Source organism: uncultured Pseudoteredinibacter sp., from assembly GCF_947500695.1.
In the GTDB taxonomy this organism is placed as follows: domain Bacteria; phylum Pseudomonadota; class Gammaproteobacteria; order Pseudomonadales; family Cellvibrionaceae; genus Pseudoteredinibacter.
The window spans coordinates 211820-228396 of the sequence record NZ_CANMSS010000008.1 but is presented as its reverse complement, the minus strand read 5'-3'; the positions used below and the strand labels follow the sequence as shown (position 1 = coordinate 228396).

Annotated in this window: 15 protein-coding genes; 11 read left to right on the top strand and 4 right to left on the bottom strand. The window is 46.5% G+C overall.

Going from position 1 to position 16577, the window contains the following annotated elements:
* Positions 1 to 279 precede the first annotated feature (279 nt).
* The 9 genes from Q1A08_RS15320 (at position 280) to Q1A08_RS15280 (ending at position 9375) form a co-directional block, all read left to right on the top strand.
* Entirely contained in the window at positions 280 to 1179 is a 900-nt protein-coding gene (locus tag Q1A08_RS15320; protein ID WP_299774433.1) for a hypothetical protein, read from the top strand.
* A gap of 203 nt (positions 1180 to 1382) precedes the next feature.
* Complete coding sequence (tsaB, locus tag Q1A08_RS15315; protein WP_299774432.1) at positions 1383 to 2141, top strand: tRNA (adenosine(37)-N6)-threonylcarbamoyltransferase complex dimerization subunit type 1 TsaB; 759 nt, start codon at positions 1383 to 1385, stop codon at positions 2139 to 2141.
* 81 nt (positions 2142 to 2222) lie between these two features.
* Positions 2223 to 3017, top strand: a complete 795-nt coding sequence (locus tag Q1A08_RS15310) for an undecaprenyl-diphosphate phosphatase (RefSeq protein WP_299774431.1) — start codon at positions 2223 to 2225, stop codon at positions 3015 to 3017.
* A 122-nt stretch (positions 3018 to 3139) separates the two neighbouring features.
* Positions 3140 to 4024, top strand: a complete 885-nt coding sequence (locus tag Q1A08_RS15305; RefSeq protein ID WP_299774525.1) for an NAD(P)-dependent oxidoreductase — start codon at positions 3140 to 3142, stop codon at positions 4022 to 4024.
* A gap of 146 nt (positions 4025 to 4170) precedes the next feature.
* The gene (locus tag Q1A08_RS15300) at positions 4171 to 5472 is read left to right on the top strand and encodes a M18 family aminopeptidase (RefSeq protein WP_299774430.1); all 1302 of its coding nucleotides are present in this window, start codon (positions 4171 to 4173) and stop codon (positions 5470 to 5472) included.
* A gap of 232 nt (positions 5473 to 5704) precedes the next feature.
* A complete protein-coding gene (locus Q1A08_RS15295; protein WP_299774429.1) occupies positions 5705 to 6766 on the top strand; it encodes a cyclic nucleotide-binding domain-containing protein in 1062 nt (353 codons plus the stop codon).
* A 64-nt stretch (positions 6767 to 6830) separates the two neighbouring features.
* The gene (locus Q1A08_RS15290) at positions 6831 to 8003 is read left to right on the top strand and encodes a DUF3524 domain-containing protein (RefSeq protein WP_299774427.1); all 1173 of its coding nucleotides are present in this window, start codon (positions 6831 to 6833) and stop codon (positions 8001 to 8003) included.
* Positions 8004 to 8083: 80 nt separating this feature from the next.
* A complete protein-coding gene (locus tag Q1A08_RS15285) occupies positions 8084 to 9112 on the top strand; it encodes a tryptophan--tRNA ligase (RefSeq protein WP_299774426.1) in 1029 nt (342 codons plus the stop codon).
* 80 nt (positions 9113 to 9192) lie between these two features.
* Positions 9193 to 9375, top strand: coding sequence for a hypothetical protein (locus tag Q1A08_RS15280; RefSeq protein WP_299774423.1), 183 nt, complete (start codon positions 9193 to 9195; stop codon positions 9373 to 9375).
* Between the two features lie 96 nt (positions 9376 to 9471).
* Here Q1A08_RS15280 and bioA read toward each other — a convergent pair whose 3' ends face one another.
* Positions 9472 to 10773, bottom strand: coding sequence for an adenosylmethionine--8-amino-7-oxononanoate transaminase (gene bioA / locus Q1A08_RS15275; RefSeq protein WP_299774421.1), 1302 nt, complete (start codon positions 10771 to 10773; stop codon positions 9472 to 9474).
* 158 nt (positions 10774 to 10931) lie between these two features.
* On the opposite strand from bioA, the gene Q1A08_RS15270 reads away from it, so the two are divergent.
* Both Q1A08_RS15270 and Q1A08_RS15265 read left to right on the top strand, forming a co-directional pair.
* Positions 10932 to 11774, top strand: a complete 843-nt coding sequence (locus tag Q1A08_RS15270; protein ID WP_299774419.1) for a DUF547 domain-containing protein — start codon at positions 10932 to 10934, stop codon at positions 11772 to 11774.
* A 96-nt stretch (positions 11775 to 11870) separates the two neighbouring features.
* Positions 11871 to 12089: a hypothetical protein gene (locus Q1A08_RS15265; protein WP_299774417.1), complete on the top strand. Its 219-nt coding sequence runs from the start codon at positions 11871 to 11873 to the stop codon at positions 12087 to 12089.
* A 21-nt stretch (positions 12090 to 12110) separates the two neighbouring features.
* Here the strand turns inward: Q1A08_RS15265 and Q1A08_RS15260 are convergent, their stop codons facing one another.
* The 3 genes from Q1A08_RS15260 to Q1A08_RS15250 form a co-directional block, all read right to left on the bottom strand.
* Positions 12111 to 14486, bottom strand: coding sequence for an EAL domain-containing protein (locus Q1A08_RS15260; RefSeq protein WP_299774415.1), 2376 nt, complete (start codon positions 14484 to 14486; stop codon positions 12111 to 12113).
* An 18-nt stretch (positions 14487 to 14504) separates the two neighbouring features.
* The gene (locus tag Q1A08_RS15255; protein WP_299774413.1) at positions 14505 to 15749 is read right to left on the bottom strand and encodes a hypothetical protein; all 1245 of its coding nucleotides are present in this window, start codon (positions 15747 to 15749) and stop codon (positions 14505 to 14507) included.
* 104 nt (positions 15750 to 15853) lie between these two features.
* Positions 15854 to 16537 carry a hypothetical protein gene (locus Q1A08_RS15250; RefSeq protein WP_299774412.1) on the bottom strand — a complete coding sequence of 228 codons (684 nt, stop codon included), beginning with the start codon at positions 16535 to 16537 and terminating at the stop codon, positions 15854 to 15856.
* Between the last annotated feature and the right edge of the window lie 40 nt (positions 16538 to 16577).

Below are 16577 nucleotides of genomic sequence, written 5' to 3'. Positions count from 1 at the left end.
TGCTATTTTCTAAAACCTAAAAGATCTTTTTTGATGTTTTTATTAAAAAGCTCTTGTTAGAGTTTCTTCTTTTAATAAGAAAATTCTTAGAAACAGCCTGTTCTACTCCCTAAATTTTTAAAAAAATACAAAATTTTCTCTTCAAAACACAAAAAAACGTTGTAAAAACGTGCAAATTGGTTTTTTTTTAAATAATATCGGCTTTAGCCCTTGGGCTGTTGAATTTTTGTGCTATTGTTCTAATTGCTAGTGGACTGGCAAATATCGAGGAGAAACCTTATGGCCAAAGTTGCAAAAAAGACAGCAAAACGTAAAGCTGCATCAACAAAAGCAAGTGCAAGCAAAGCAAAGGTAGATGTATCGCCTGCAACCGCACGCGCACAAACCTCATTAGACAAATTAATAAAGGAGCTAACCGCGCAAGCCAAGAAAGTTGCTGCTGCTCGTAAGAAAGCAGTTGCTGCTAAAAAGAAATCAGCGAAAAGTAAAAAAGCAGTCGATAAGCGAGCAGCAAAATCAGCTGCTGCTGCGGTAAGCAAAGCGGCCGATAAGGCCAAAGCGCTTCGTGCTAAAGTGTCAACTTCCAAGCAAAACTTGGCGAAAGCTAAAAAAGCTGAAGCTGCCAAAGCTGCACAAGCGGCTGCTAAGGCAAAAGTTGATGATTTAGAGGCCAAACTGGCCGCCAAATCTGAAGCTGATTTAGCAAAAGCCATGAAAGCGTTCCAGAGTAAGTGGGAAGCTAAACGCAAAGCGGCTGATAAGAAGAAGGTGAGTTCTTTAGCTAAAAAGCTAGCGTCTAAGTTGAAGGCTGCTGAAAAGAAAGAAAAGGCAAAGACCAAAGCGGCAGAGAAGAAAGCGGCCGTCAAAGCTAAAGCTGCAGAGAAAAAAGCGGCAGCAAAAGCTAAAGTCGCTGCCAAGAAGGCTGCTGCTAAGGCAAAAGCCGCTGAAAAGAAAGCTGCTGCTAAAGCAAAGGCTGCTGAAAAGAAGGCTGCCGCTAAGGCAAAAGCCGCTGCTAAAAAAGCTAAAGCCAAAGCTAAACCTAAGGCGAAAGCCAAGCCAAAGCCAAAGGCGAAAGCTAAACCTAAGGCGAAAGCCAAGCCAAAGGCCAAAGCTAAGCCAAAGGCCAAAGCCAGCAGTGCAAAATCCAAAAAGCGCGGTCGTCCTGCTAAAAAGAAGTAAGCTCGCCTAGCCTATAGGCACTGACAAGCCCGCTGCGCTTAAACGCAGTGGGCTTTTTTATGCTTTTCCTCGCTCAAGCCTGCAATACCAGCTTCCAACTCCTTTTCTCTAGCGGCATTGTGGCTATAAGGTCCAATTTGGGGGTGAACAGTACTGCGTATTTGGAGTAAAATTGCTTTTTTAATTCCTTATTTGAATACCCTATGAGCTACATTCTTGCCCTGGACACAGCTTCGGATTATTGCTCCGTTGCCCTCGTGAACCCTTCTGAGCCAAGCAATCAATTGTTGGAAATTCGTCGCCAGGCACCAAGACAGCATACTCAACTGCTCTTGCCCATGGTTGATGAGTTACTCAATCAGGCGAATGTCGCTCGTAAAGATTTAATCGCTATCGCTTTTGGTGCTGGTCCAGGCTCTTTTACTGGTTTGAGAATCTGTTTCGCTGTTGTGCAAGGCTTGGCCTTTGGCTTAGGTATCCCGGTAATACCTGTTTCAACATTAGCGGCTATGGCTAATGCGCAACATCAACAGCTCTTTGATAGGCCACTTGATCAATCTTTAAGTGAAGACGCCCTCTATTTCAGTTGTTTGGATGCCAGAATGAATCAGGTCTATTGGGGCGCTTATCGCTTTGATGGTAGTGAGCTTGTCGCACTGCAAGATGATGCCCTAGACGATCCGGCTATAGCGCTAGAAAAAATGCAGACGCTCATTAAACAGCAGCAAGGCCAAGCAAAGTTGTATTGCAGTGGGCCAGGTTGGCACTACCCTGAATTAAATGCATTTTCCCAGCAGGCCGAGGGGCTAGATCAGAGCATTGAACCTTGGGCGGCCGATGTTTTAAATATTGCCTGTAAAGATTGGGCCGCAGGCGTGGCTGAAAATATTCGCCAGGTGCAACCAGTATATTTAAGAAATGAAATCAGTTGGGAAAAAAGAAAAAGAATCCGCCAACCCTAATTTGCTGATCAGGTGCTTAACTAGCTAGTTAAGCAAGTTGCTTACAAGGAAGACAACTTACTATTATCGTCAGGAGACAATATGGATAGCTTACAGGCTATTTTACTCGCTTTACTTCAGGGGCTAACGGAATTTTTGCCCATTTCAAGCTCGGGGCATTTAATTCTGCCCTCAGTTTTATTGGGGTGGCCTGATCAAGGTTTAGCTTTTGATGTTGCTGTGCATGTGGGCTCTCTGTTGGCTATTGTGTGGTTCTTTCGCGGGGAGCTTATTGCAATAGCCCTGGGCTCTGTGAATACCCTAAAAACTCGTCAACTCAATGAGCATAGCCAATTGCTACTGTTTTTGGCGATTGCTACTGTGCCGGCAGGTTTATCCGCTTTGAGTTTTAATGATTACATTGAAGCTCAGTTGCGCTCGCCGCTCGTTATAGCAACAACCACTTTAGTTTTTGGCTTGTTATTGCTGCTCGCCGATAAAACGGGTGCGCGACGTAAATCCATTATTGAAATGAGCCTGTGGGCAGCCTTTATTATTGGTTGCGCCCAAGCCATTGCGCTAATTCCAGGTACGTCCCGTTCGGGGATTACTATGACTGCCGCATTGCTGCTTGGTTTTCAGCGAGATGCGGCAGCACGTTTCTCATTTTTAATGTCGATTCCGATTATTTTTCTTAGCGGTGCTTACAAGGGCATAGAGCTGTTATCCATGCCTGCGCCAGCTTGGGACTTAATCGCTATTGGGGTAGTGGTTTCGGCGGTCTCAGCTTATGCCTGTGTTTACTGGTTTATGGCCGTTATAGAACGCATGGGAATGCTACCTTTCGTTTTATATCGAATAGTTTTAGCGGCTATTCTTTTTGCTCTGTTTCTATAATAGAAAGGCAGAAGAGGAGGCTTAATCAAGGCGAATCCTCTACGCTAGTCTATTATGAAATGAAATAATCCATTTATCTCTGGCCGTTCAAGGGGCGGCTGGTGAAGCTGACTTGCTTTTTATTGGAGGATGTTATGCATCAAAAAGTCGCATTTATAGGTTTGGGTGTGATGGGCTACCCGATGGCGGGACACCTGCAAAAAGCAGGCTGCACGGTAACTGTTTACAATCGTAGCAGCCAAAAAGCTGAACGCTGGGTTGAAGAGTTCGGTGGCTCGATGGCGCTTACTCCAAGAGAAGCTGCTGAAGGCGCCGAAATTGTCTTCACCTGCGTTGGAGATGACAATGATGTTCGGCAGGTATGCTTAGGTGAAAATGGCGCCTTTGCAGGCATGAAAGTGGATTCAGTGCTGGTAGATCACACCACCGCATCGGCAGAGCTCGCGCGCGAGCTTTACCAGGAAGCCAAGAATCGTAAGTTGCACTTTCTTGACGCCCCAGTATCTGGCGGCCAGGCTGGTGCTGAGAACGGAAGTTTGACCGTCATGGTTGGCGGTGATACCACGGTGTTTAATCATGTTGACCCGGTTATCGATCACTATGCTCGTTCTTGTCGCTTACTAGGGCCTAGTGGTTCAGGGCAGCTCTGTAAAATGGTAAATCAGATTTGTATCGCTGGCCTAGTGCAGGGCTTGGCGGAAGGTTTGAATTTTGCTGAAAAGGCTGGCTTAGATCCTCATCAAGTTGTCGATGTGATCTCTAAGGGCGCCGCGCAATCATGGCAAATGGAAAACCGTTACCGCACCATGTTGGCGGGCGATTACAATCACGGTTTTGCGGTTGACTGGATGCGCAAAGACCTTTCGATTGTTTTGCAAGAGGCCGCTCGAATCAATGCCTCTTTACCAGTAACGGCCACGGTTGATCAATTTTACAACGATGTACAAATCATGGGCGGTGGTCGTTGGGATACTTCGTCATTGTTGGCTCGCCTAAAACGCGGCTGATTTTGCTTAAGTCAGAAGAACGAGCCGCTTAACCCTAGAGATTAGCGGCTCTTTTGGTTTTATCTCTCTGATTTGCTGAGTCTTGGCGCCAAAGCTGCTAAGATCCATAAGCTTAGTTTTTAGTGATTTTCCTAAATTGAGGGCTTATGACTGCTCATGACTCTACCGCTGCGGCGGACTTTCTAAAGCGCTGTATCGCGTTTCTTGATGAATCTGTAACTCCTTTCCACGCTGTAAAAGCCATGGCCTCCCGTTTGGAGCAGGCAGGTTTTAATCAATTGCATGAGTCAGAGCATTGGCAACTTAGCCCTGGCAACAAATACTACGTTTGCCGCAATGACTCTTCCATAATCGCCTTTGTTTATGGCACTGAAGATCCCCTTGAAAGTGGCCTAAGAATGATCGGGGCTCACACAGATAGCCCTTGTCTAAAGGTAAAACCTCAGCCTGATTTGCACCAACAAGGCTATGCCCAGCTGGGCGTTGAAATCTATGGCGGCGTTTTATTGAACCCTTGGTTTGACCGTGATTTATCCTTAGCTGGTCGTGTCAGCTTTAGCGATAAAGATCAGCAGTTACAGTCTGCCCTGGTAGATTTCAAGCGCGCTGTGGCGACGATTCCAAGCTTGGCGATACACCTTGATCGCGGTGTTAATGACAAGCGTAGTGTCAATCCGCAAACCGATATGCCACCGCTGTTATGCCTTAGTGAAGCGGCCATATCCTTCGAAGATCTATTACGTGCAGAACTATTGGCGGCACAGTCAGATTTGGACATCGATAAAATCTTAGATTTCGAGATCAGTTGCTATGACTGTCAAGGCGCCGCTCAAATCGGTTTACATGGTGACTTTTTGGCCAGCGCTCGATTGGATAATCTACTGAGTTGCTTTATCGGCTTAGAATCAATGCTGCAAGCGGGCAGTGAGCAAAGTACTTTGCTGGTGTGTAATGACCATGAAGAGGTCGGCAGTGCTTCGGCCTGTGGAGCGCAAGGTCCAATGTTAGCGAGTTTCCTAGAGCGAATTTGGCCTGAAATAAATCCTCGCGAACAGATTATCAGCCGAAGCCTGATGATCTCGGCGGATAATGCCCATGGCATCCACCCGAACTTCCCCAATAAACATGATGGAAACCATGGGCCAAAGCTCAATGCAGGACCAGTGATCAAGATTAACGCAAATCAGCGCTATGCCAGCAATAGCGAAACCTCTGGCTTGTTTAAACTACTGGCTGAAGAGCTACCGGTACAAACTTTCGTAACACGTGCGGATATGGGCTGTGGCAGCACCATTGGGCCGATCACAGCAACTGAGATCGGTGTCAGAACCGTTGATGTTGGCGTGCCGACCTTTGGTATGCACTCCATTCGAGAGCTCGCCGGTAGCGAAGACTGTTATACCTTGCATCGTATTTTTAATAGATTTTTAGACAGACAAAGGGTATAACCTGAACCACAATATGGCATGGAAAGTGGTAATAACTGTGTAGTTACCCATGCAGTTACCAACATAAATTACTTGTGTAGTGACCTATGTAGTAACTGATTGAGTTACCTGGCCGGGCAAAAGCCAATGGAGTGGCCGTTTTAGCTAAGCTAGCTATTATTAAGTGTAAGTACCGTTGTTGGGGCAAACCTGGCAGCGGTGATCTCCACGGTTATGGATGTACGACTAAGTAATGACAATAAGTAAAGAAATATTACAAGAGTTTTCGCCATTTGATAGCCTTTCTAGTGATTTTCTAGAGCGTGCTTTGGGGCGTATCGGCGTCAGAGAGTTTAAAAAGGGAGATGTGCTGTTTCAGCGTGGTAAAAAACTCTCTGAAACCTTTTACCTGCTCAAAGGTGGCGTCGATTTATTGGCCGCTGATCTATCTCGTATTAGTGTAAACCACACCAGCCCCCAAGCTCGACACCCATTGTGCAATACTCAGCCCGCAAGAGTGTCAGCATTCGCAAAAACCGATGTTACGGCGTTGGTTATCGAGCGTGACTTTCTCGATCTTGTTATGGTGTGGAGTGAGTCGAGCCTTGTGGATGATGGCCTGTCGATTGATCCTGATGATCAAGTCGAAGCCGACCCTATTATCGAAGAGCAGATGAGCAAGGACTGGATGAGCGTTTTATTATCGGCGCCCTTGTTCTCGCGAATTCCCCCCGGCAATATTCAGGCCTTGTTTCAGCGTTTTATTCCACGAAATGTCACAAAAGGCGAAAAGGTCGTAGTGGTGGGCACCCAGGGTGATTATTTCTATGTCATCAAATCTGGTACAGCTCAGGTCTTAGATTCAGCCGGTTATTGCAAAGCTAATCTATCAACGGGCGATTACTTTGGTGAAGAAGCGCTGATCGGTAATACCACCCGCAATGCTACGGTTGAAATGAGCAGTGATGGGGAGCTAATGTGCTTAGGTAAAGAAAGCTTCGCGGAGCTGCTGCATAAGCCTTTAGTGAGCTATGTTTCCGTCGCTGAGTTTTTTAAGCTGCAACAAACAGGGCGCTCGATTCGCCTAATCGATGTTCGCCTACCTATCGAATTTAAACAGCAGCAGCTGTCGGGCTCTGTGAATATCCCACTATCTTATTTACGACCAAAACTCAGTGAAATGTCGAAAGATGTTTTGTACGTGGTCAGTGATTACGGTGGTCGTCGCTCAGAGGTGGCGGTTCAGTTAATGGTTCAATCGGGCCTGGATGTGTTATTACTGCGCAGCAGTGATGTACAGGAAGTAGAACTGTAACGCTGGCATTTTTCCATTAAAAGCCATGCCTCAAACATAAGCAATTATACGATTTGACCCTTAAATGACAGAGCCATGTGCAGCCCCTAAAGCTTTACTGTTGTCGGCTTATGATGCCCAAAGTCACGCCTATTGGAGAAGACAACTCAGCGAGGGTTTGCAGCAATGGCAGTGGACACAGCTGAGTTTAGCGCCGCGCTATTTTAGCTGGCGCCAGCGTGGCAATAGCTTGAGTTGGGCTTTTAATCAGCGTGAAACTCTGCAGCAGAATTACCAGTTTCTATTAGCCACCTCGATGGTGGATCTTTCAGCATTGCGTGGTTTTGTGCCTGAGCTGAGTCGTTTGCCCACTATTTTATACTTTCACGAAAATCAATTTGCCTATCCTAAGAGCGCCAAACAGCACAGTTTGCTGGAGCCGCAGTTAACCAGCATTTACAGCGCCTTGTGCGCAGACCGGCTGATCTTTAATAGCCAATACAATCAGCAAAGCTTTTTAAGTGGCGCAAAGAAGTTGCTTAAAGCGATGCCAGATAATGTTCCAAAAGGGCTGCTAGAGCTTTTAAGTTCAAAGTCAGAGCTTATACCTGTACCTATCGCAGCAGCCACAATTAGCGATAATGTGAGGTCCACGAAGCCGGGGGTATTGCGAATCCTATGGAACCACCGCTGGGAATATGACAAGGGGCCAGATCGTCTGCTGGCCTTAATCCAAACGTTACAGGCTAAGCTTGTGGCGCTACCTGTGGATAGGCGCCCAAGTATTGAGTGGTATATCGTCGGGCAGAGCTTTCGACAAGTGCCCCCTGAGTTTGAACAGATAAAAAAGCTTCTCAGTGCTCACGATAGCCCAATGAAACTGGCGGCTTGGGGCTATCAAGAGTGCCTTGAGAGTTATCGTGCCTTAATGGCGGCGGCGGATGTGGTCTTGTCTACCGCTGAGCATGATTTTCAAGGCCTGGCCGTACTAGAGGCCTGTAGCTACGGCTGCTTGCCATTGCTACCCAATCGTTTGGTCTATCCAGAATGGTTTGCTAAAGAGTGTTGTTATCAATCTGGTGATATTGAGCAAGAAGCCCGTGATCTGGCGGTCAGGGTGCTGGATATGGCCTTGTGCCGAGCTGCTGGCCAAACACTTGAGGTCGCCAAAGCTGCGGTCGATTTCAGCTGGTCGAGCCTTGGCCCTAGGTATCTGCGCTGTATCACTGAGCTGCTTGAGGGAGATAGTCCCGAGTGACTATGCGCCATGCTCTAAGCCCTGTATCATAGCGGCGCCCGGCGGCTATGGCTGCCCCTAAATAAGATTTTGGACCAAGCATGAGCAGCAAAGAAAAACAGCGTATTCTCACGGGGATTACAACTTCAGGTACCCCTCACATCGGTAACTATGTTGGCGCCATTCGCCCTGCCATTGAGGCGAGCCGCAACCAGGATAATCTTTCATTTTACTTTTTGGCGGATTTTCACGCGCTAATTAAATGTCAGGATCCAGACCTTGTTGCACAATCTACCAAAGAGATTGCTGCTAGTTGGCTGGCCCTAGGTTTAAACCCAGAAGAAGTGGTTTTTTATCGCCAATCTGATATTCCCCAGATCGCTGAGCTGTGTTGGATGCTTAATTGTGTGTGCGCCAAAGGCTTGATGAACCGAGCACATGCTTATAAAGCGGCTGTTGATCAAAATGCCGAAGCCGGTGAGGATACCGATTACGGTATCACCATGGGTTTGTTTAGCTACCCTGTATTGATGGCAGCTGATATTTTGATTTTCAATGCGAATAAAGTTCCGGTTGGGCGTGATCAGATTCAGCACGTAGAAATGGCTCGTGATATGGCCCAGCGTTTTAATCATTTATTCGCCAGTAAAAAACAGCCTGTTTTTACTTTGCCAGAATATCAAGTCGATGATGATGTCGCGGTTTTGCAGGGCTTGGATGGCCGTAAAATGAGTAAGAGCTACGGCAATACTATCCCTCTTTTCTTAGGTGAAAAGCAGCTGCGTAAACACATCAACAAAATTAAAACCAATTTGCTTGAGCCTGGTGAAGCGAAAGATCCAGATACCTCAACGGTATTTCAAATTTGGAAGGCCTTTGCTAATGAGCAACAGCAAGTGGAAATGCGACAAGCCTTTGCTGACGGCATTGCTTGGGGTGAAGCTAAGAAGCAACTGTTTGAGCTAATTAATGCAGAGCTGGCCGAGCCACGCGAGCGGTATAATGAGTTGTTGGCGAATCCTTCTTATATTGAAGATGTTTTACAGGCCGGAGCTGAAAAGGCCCGAGGGTATAGCGAGCCACTATTAGATAAATTGCGCAGCTCGGTTGGTATTCGTAAATTGTCTTAATAACTAGGGCACCTCTGAATAATGCAGGTTTGCTCAGCGGAGCCCTGAAGCGCTTAGCTACTAGGCGCGCTTCGCCGGCAATGGCCGCAGCCCTTGGCAAGAAGCGCAACAACGTAGATGAGCGCTTCAGGGACCGCCCTTCGGGGCTTCACGTCAATGTCGTACTCTTCGTTGCTCCTTTTCGACAGGCGACCAGCCTGCTTTCAAAGAAGCGCCTCGATTACGACATTGACGTGAAGCCTGAGCTAATCTGCATTATTTAGAGGTGCCCTTAGCGTCGTTAGAAATACAAAAAAGCCCTGATGAATATGCCATTCGCCAGGGCTTTTTAATTTCTGTCGTTCAAGGGAGCCTCTGATCTATTGGCTCAAAGTCTCCACCATAGCGGAGCAAAGCTGCTGTAATTCTTCATTTGTGCTTACAAATGGAGGCATGGTGTAAACCAGCTTTCCAAAAGGGCGCAACCATACGCCGTGCTCAATCAAAGCACTTTGCAAAGCCTCTTTATCAACTTCCTGTTTCATTTCAACTACTCCAATGGCGCCCAGTACTCGCACATCCGCAACTGAGCTTGCATCGTGTAATGGAGCTAAGCCAAGGTTTAGCTGTGTTTCAATGTTTTTAACACGCTCTTGCCAGTCCTGTTGAATGAGTAACTCAGTGCTGGCTAAGGCGGTAGCGCAGGCTAAAGGGTTCGCCATAAAAGTGGGTCCATGCATAAAAACTGAAGCTTCTCCATTGCATATGCCATCGGCTATTTTTTCGCTGCAAAGTGTCGCCGCCAAAGTCATATAGCCACCACTAAGCGCCTTGCCTAAACATAATATGTCGGGGCTAATGCCAGCATGTTCGCAAGCAAATAATTTACCGCTACGGCCAAAGCCGGTTGCAATTTCGTCGGCGATTAATAGCAAGTCATACTCTTCACACAGCGCTTTAATTTCTTGTAAATACGCTGGAGAGTAAAAGCGCATGCCGCCAGCACCTTGCACAATCGGCTCCAGTATAAAGGCGGCGATTTCATGGTGATGCTTAGCAATATAGTCTTTAATTTCTTGCAAATAACGAGGGCAAGGGGGCTTATCAAAACCCATGGGTGGTGCTTCTAAAAAATGATGCTGTGGCAGGTTAGTACTAAAGAGGTGATGCATGCCGTTTACCGGGTCGCAGCTGGCCATCGCGCCAAAGGTATCGCCGTGATAACCGTTCTTAATAGTTATTAAACGCTGTTTTTCAGCTCGGCCGAGGGAATACCAATACTGCAATGCCATTTTGATGGCGACCTCAACACTCACTGAGCCTGAGTCAGCAAAGAAGACCTTATCTAAACCGGCCGGTGTGATGTCTACCAAAAGCTTTGCTAATTTAATGGCGGGTTCGTGGGTTAAGCCTCCGAACATAACATGGGACATTTTATCAAGCTGGGCTTTGGCGGCAGCGTTTAGCACTGGGTGATTATAGCCATGCAGCATGCACCACCAGGAGGACATGCCGTCGATGACCCGTTCGCCACTAGCCAGCTTTAAATAGACGCCCTGGGCACTATCGACGATGGGTAGGGCAGGGCTTTGATCCTGGGCGACTTGGCTATAAGGGTGCCAGATATGCTGTTTATCGATGGCTTGCAGTTGTTCGGGGCTCATAGCCAAGTTATCACTCATGCTTAATGTTAACCAAATGTTATAAATTGGTTAACTATTCTAGAGTATCGATCTCCTATATGCCATGGCAAACTAGAACATAACCATTAGTCACCCATAAACAGGAGTTTATGGAGTGTGCTGGCAAGCTTGTTTACCTACAGAATGCTGGGAACCCTATGAAACCTAAACCCTCTCGATTTTTACTGAACCTTTGTCTAGCGGGCGTGCTTTGCTTTGCTATTACACTAGAGGCTGCCCCTAAGGCAGAGCTCTGGGAAGAGTGGTTGCCCAACAGCCGCACTACCAAAGAACAATCTGAAAAGCCTTCTTGGGAGCTTTGGCAGGCATTTTTAGAGCGTTACGTCATCACAGACAGCACTGGCTTAAATCGCGTGGACTACGCCGCTGTAACGGCAGAAGATGAGCTCGCCCTAGAGAGGCTGCAAACCTCTTTGGCCAGTATTGATCCGCGCGGCTGGAGCGCTGATGAACAGCAAGCCTTTTGGATTAACAGCTACAACCTGAGTGTGGTTAGCTTGGTGTTGCAGCATTATCCCGTCGCTTCCATCAAGGACATTCGATTAAGTTTTAAAAGCCTATTCAATGGCGGCCCCTGGGAAGACAAGTTGATTGAGGTCGCAGGCATTAAATTATCTCTCAACGACATAGAGCACCGAATACTTAGGCCTATCTGGAAAGATCAACGTTTTCACTTTGCCTTAAACTGCGCCAGCGTAGGTTGTCCGAATTTATCGAATGATATTTACCGCGCTCAGACACTAAACGAGCAATTAAATCTTGCTGAAAAAACATTTTTGCAGTCGCCCCGAGGTTTTTTGCGTACGGATAAGGCCTATCAAGTATCCAGCATCTTCAACTGGTATTGGCAAGATTTCAGCGATAAGAAAGCCAATCTATGGGAGTATTTTCAAGAGCAGGGGCTTATAGAAGGGCCCGTTAAAACCTTTCAGTATCAATATGATTGGAATTTGAATGAGGTTAGAAGTGAGAGAGGTTAGAAGTGAGAAGTGAGAGGTGAAGTGAACTATTGTTCCAAGAATGCGTCTAGATACTAACTCTTTCACCAATTAACTCAATTGCATTTAGGTTGCATCATGTCCATTAAAGCGAAGGCGCTATTTTTATTCTCAATGATATTGGCTGTGCAAGCCTGCACTCAGCAGGATATCTATGAGATTGCCCAAGATAATCGAAAGCAAGCTTGTGACAAAGAGCCCTTGGCAGTACAGGAGCAATGCCGCCAGCAATATGAACAGAGTTTTGATGAATATCAGCGTGAAAGAGAAACGCTGCTGCAAAATGGCGAGAAGTAAAGCAAAGGCTTTTAGCTTATTTTAATCGACGGCCGATTTTAAATTGCTTGTGTTTGCTTCTAGCTGCACTGACTTAATTGGGAAACTCGCCGCTTCTAACCAGCTTTGCATGGCGAGTTCATCCAATGGCCTTGCGATAAAATAGCCTTGCATATAGTTGCAGCCCCACTCAATCAATTGATTTAGTGTTGCTTCATCTTCCACACCTTCTGCCACTACTGATAAACCGATATTGTGAGCCAACTCAATGGTCGAACGGACAATCGTGCGGTCTTCTTCGTCTGTCGCCAAATCTTGCACGAAACTTTTATCGATTTTTAATTCATGTACCGGTAGCTGCTTTAATTGGGCTAAGGAAGAATAGCCAGTGCCATAATCGTCAATCGATAGCTTTATGCCGATATCTTTTAAGTGGCTTAGCTGAGCAATGGCTTGCTCTGGGTTTTCCACCGCAGCGCTTTCAGTGACTTCAATAATTAATGCACTGGATGGTAGGCCGGCATCTTTTAGCATATGGGCAACTTCTTTATCGAAGTTCTTTTGCGCTAAGTCCAAGGCTGAGATATTAACGGCGATGGCAATATCAAAGCCTTGCTGACGCCATTTGATGCATTGCTTTAGGGCATTTTTCAATACCCAGCGTGTAAGTTCTACGATGTATCCGGTTTTTTCAGCAAGGCCAATAAAATCATCTGGTGGAACAAATCCCAACTCGGGGTGCTGCCAGCGAACTAGACATTCAACGCCCTCTACCCGAGTGCAACTGCCAACATGTCTCAGCTTGGGTTGGTAATGCAGGCAAATCTGATTTTCCGCAATGGCTTTTGGCAGCTCTGCCATTAAAGTAAGCTTACGCACGCTGTCTTCATCGTGCATAGGGTCATAGGTTACCGTTGCCCTTTGGCTATGACAGGCTTCATTTAAAGCCACCCCAGCACGGCGTAATAAGCCTTCAGCATCTAGAGCGCTGAAAGGGTAGAGCACAATGCCCACTGAAATTCTTAGGGTTAAATCGATACCACTGACACAAAAAGGGTCTTCTAAAGCTTGGTGAATCTGGTCGTTGATCTCCTTGGCGCCCATGATGTCTTTGGTTTTGGCCAGTAACACAAACTCGTCGATGTTCAGATGTGCCAAGACTTGACGGTCGAGCCGGCTACGTAAACGTTCAGATACCAAGTTGATCAGTTTGTCGCCCCAGGAATAACCTAAAGCGTCCACAATGTCTTGAAAGTAATTCAGCCTGAAGTTGGCCAAAACCGCTATTTCTTTGCTGCTGTCGAGGCCTTTTATGGTGTCATCGATACATTCAATTAAACCTTCACGGTTCAAGAGCCCTGTGAGGCTGTCATGGCTCGCTTGATAGGTGATATGTTCTTCTCGATCAGAGACGGCTTTTTGCATTCGTGAAAAAGCTTTCGCCAAACGACCAATCTCGTCGCGCCGATAAATTCGAATCGGAGTGTTGTAATCACCTTTGGAAACATCATCGATGACGTGCAGTAGTTGGTTAAGCGGTTTTGAGATACCACGGGAAAAAATATAACCAAAGGCTAAAGCTAAGATAGAAATTAAACTGAAAATTGACAATAAGCTCAGCCACCACTGGCTAAACTTTTCTCTCGGTTCATTAAGCGATTGCTGAAATAAGATAGCCAGGCCGCTACTCGATTGTTCATCGAAGGGGCTGTAAAGCGCAAGATCTTCCCATTGACCTTGCTGGATCACCCATGGCTTATCGGTTATTTCCCCAGGAGTTGGGGGCATGCTCTTCATTCTTTCAGGGGGGAGGCTGCTGGCGATAAACTGCAAGCTATGACTCATCGGCAGTACAAAACTAATATTAACCCCGCTAATTTCACTGTAGCGATTTGCCATATCGTCATCAATTTCAAAGCCCATGCCCAGCCAGCCAACACGGATAGGCGCTTTGACTTCGGTGAGTACCAATTGATAGTGACGTTGATTGATTTCGGTAATGGTTTGGAAGGTAATGCTGCTGCTATTGTTGACCAGATCCAATATTTGCTGGGGAAGATCTTTGTTCTGGCGAATGGTGCTAACGGCTAAGGCCCCTTCATTATCAACGAACAACGCTACGTCGGCACCAACACGGTTGCTGTGATTTTGTAGCACACTTTGCAAGGTATCAAAGTCACGTTGGCCTATGGATTGGCGCAAACCCCAATCTTTAACAACGGTTTCCACACTGGTATTAAGCAGGTGATGCTGGTTGTCTAAGACGTCAAAGAAGGTCTTTTGTGCAACAAGTAACTTGTCTGAGGCGTCCTGCTCGACCTTCTGGCTGGAAGACTGGTATAGGAATACCATGCTAGAAATACACAAGCCTATCAGGGTAATAGCCAACAGTGCGAAGATTCGAATGTGCAGTTTCATAGAGCGAGACGCTTCTTGTTAAAAGTAATATCGCGCACTGAAGCTCAGCTGCTCTTCTTTGACGTAGATAGGCTCTTGGCGGTAACTACGCCTTGCTTGTCGAGAGCGTCTTTGCTGATATTCACTGCTAAATTTCCAGTGGGGTGCTAAGTAATAACTGTAGTTCAAATTAAAGCTATTGCCCGCTTCCTTATTATCATCCAGCGGGGTGTTGTCTAAATCATCCACAATGGCGCGCTCAAAACGGGCACTCAGTCGATGCGGGCCTTGGCTCTTTGAAATGGCAATGAAAGCAGATTCAAAGCGATTATCGACGAAGCCATTCCCCATGCTGGTACGGCCGCGAATATATTGACCGAAGGCCTCCAGCTCTTTTGTTAGAAAATAGTGAGCGCTAATATGGTTAAATGTCGTATGCCAGGCGTAATGCCCGTCTTCAAAGGCGGTGTCTTCAGCCTGATTGTCGTAGTGAAACCATTCCACTTTGAACGATCTTTTACGAGACAGCCCTAACCCTATATAGCCACCCGGGCGACCATCTATTTCTCTAAAGCTCTGGAAACTATTGGCTTGAATGTTATCAGCGGCTGCCACACCTGCTGGAGCTGCAAAGGGGAGCTTATTATTAATACCGCTTTGCAGGTCATGGTTAGACCAGCCTTTCCAGGCAAGTATGGCTCCTGTGGGGTCATTGTAAGCAAAAGCTGAGGCGGTAAGGTTGAGTTTCAGGGGAGCTTTCTCATTGGCTGATTTATCAATTTTCCAGCTCCAACGCCCTTCAACTCCGAAGGTGCGAAGTTCTTCACCTATCCAAGAATTAATGGCGGAGTAATTGAGGTTGTAAAGCGAGCTCCATACGCTGCCACGATTCTCTATGGATAATTTGGGGTAAAAGAAACCCACCCGCCAACGGCTGCGCATTGTTGAGGCATACAGCGGTCGATATTGCCAATAGAGCTCAGTAATTTCTAGCGCAGAGTTTTGTTCGGGATAAGCGTGTAGCTGAGTAATAATTTGGCTGCCCGCTTTTAAGTCTGCCTTAATCTCAGCTGCAAAATCCGCCAGCAAAGGGCGATTGTTATGGCTGTTATCAAATCGAGAATGACCAGTCCCTAAGTCTAGCCAGCTGTTATTGCCCTGAAAGTGCTGCCAACGAAAATCAATATAGCCCTTGCTTGAAATACGCTGACTTAAATTGGAGAGGGTATTATTAGAAGCACTGGCTTGGTTCACCGCCGTTATTAAAGCAAGACTTAACACCATACAGATATGCTGCCAATGAGTCGGCCTAAAAGTGTTGATATTGTCGTTTATTTTTATTGGCTTAATAAGCATAAGCTTAAACACAGATTAAGTTCTAAAGTGGTCTAGTAATCATCGTCTTCATCTAGCCGCTCAACCGGCGCTTTGATTTGTGCTTTAGCGTTAATTTTTTGGGGTATTGGCCATTGAAATTGTTTTTGCCCTTGATAATTCAATTGGGTTTTTAGAACTTGCGCTGAATTAATATCCGGGTGCCATAGCAGTGCTTGGTACTCGCCGTGGGGCAGCCCAGCAAACTCCACAACCTGATTGTGCAGTTGCCCGTAAAAAGGGCTGTCCACTACCACTAGATAGGCAATCATCCAATCATGAATGTTACAGCCCAAAGCAATAAGCCCAGGTTTTTCTACCCGAATAGGTGCCGGTGTGCGCTTTTTAAAAAGTGGCAGTTCAAAACTAAGTGGTTCTGAGAAGGAATAAACATGGTGGGCGGTATTGTCACGGTTTGGAAACTGAATATCTCTGCCAACTTGGGTAACGCTGATATAAGGGGAAAACTGTCGATCCCTTTGCTCGATAATATGGGCTGTGCTGGCCGCTTGCTCTGTTAGCTTGCCGCCTTCCTCGCTTACAGCTCCATTTGGCTTAGTTGCTCGCAGCCAAATCACAGCGCCCGGGGCAGATTGGAGCTGCCCTTGATGCGTTAACTGGATCTTGAGTGGCTCACTGAAGCTCCAGCAAGAATAAATACTGAGTAATATTGCGGCGAGCCTTGGAGTACGAAACACAAACCACCTCTAGGTACAAAAGACTATCGTTTAATGAATG

Excerpts from the sequence above, each read along its gene's own strand:
- Q1A08_RS15280 (WP_299774423.1), top strand. The coding sequence starts at position 9,193 with ATGGCCGCAGCCCTTGGCAAGAAGCGCAACAACGTAGATGAGCGCTTC.
- Q1A08_RS15270 (WP_299774419.1), top strand. The coding sequence starts at position 10,932 with ATGAAACCTAAACCCTCTCGATTTTTACTGAACCTTTGTCTAGCGGGC.
- Q1A08_RS15295 (WP_299774429.1), top strand. The coding sequence starts at position 5,705 with ATGACAATAAGTAAAGAAATATTACAAGAGTTTTCGCCATTTGATAGC.
- bioA (WP_299774421.1), bottom strand. The coding sequence starts at position 10,773 with ATGAGTGATAACTTGGCTATGAGCCCCGAACAACTGCAAGCCATCGAT.
- Q1A08_RS15260 (WP_299774415.1), bottom strand. The coding sequence starts at position 14,486 with ATGAAACTGCACATTCGAATCTTCGCACTGTTGGCTATTACCCTGATA.
- Q1A08_RS15285 (WP_299774426.1), top strand. The coding sequence starts at position 8,084 with ATGAGCAGCAAAGAAAAACAGCGTATTCTCACGGGGATTACAACTTCA.
- Q1A08_RS15255 (WP_299774413.1), bottom strand. The coding sequence starts at position 15,749 with ATGGTGTTAAGTCTTGCTTTAATAACGGCGGTGAACCAAGCCAGTGCT.
- Q1A08_RS15300 (WP_299774430.1), top strand. The coding sequence starts at position 4,171 with ATGACTGCTCATGACTCTACCGCTGCGGCGGACTTTCTAAAGCGCTGT.
- Q1A08_RS15290 (WP_299774427.1), top strand. The coding sequence starts at position 6,831 with ATGACAGAGCCATGTGCAGCCCCTAAAGCTTTACTGTTGTCGGCTTAT.
- Q1A08_RS15265 (WP_299774417.1), top strand. The coding sequence starts at position 11,871 with ATGTCCATTAAAGCGAAGGCGCTATTTTTATTCTCAATGATATTGGCT.
- tsaB (WP_299774432.1), top strand. The coding sequence starts at position 1,383 with ATGAGCTACATTCTTGCCCTGGACACAGCTTCGGATTATTGCTCCGTT.
- Q1A08_RS15310 (WP_299774431.1), top strand. The coding sequence starts at position 2,223 with ATGGATAGCTTACAGGCTATTTTACTCGCTTTACTTCAGGGGCTAACG.
- Q1A08_RS15320 (WP_299774433.1), top strand. The coding sequence starts at position 280 with ATGGCCAAAGTTGCAAAAAAGACAGCAAAACGTAAAGCTGCATCAACA.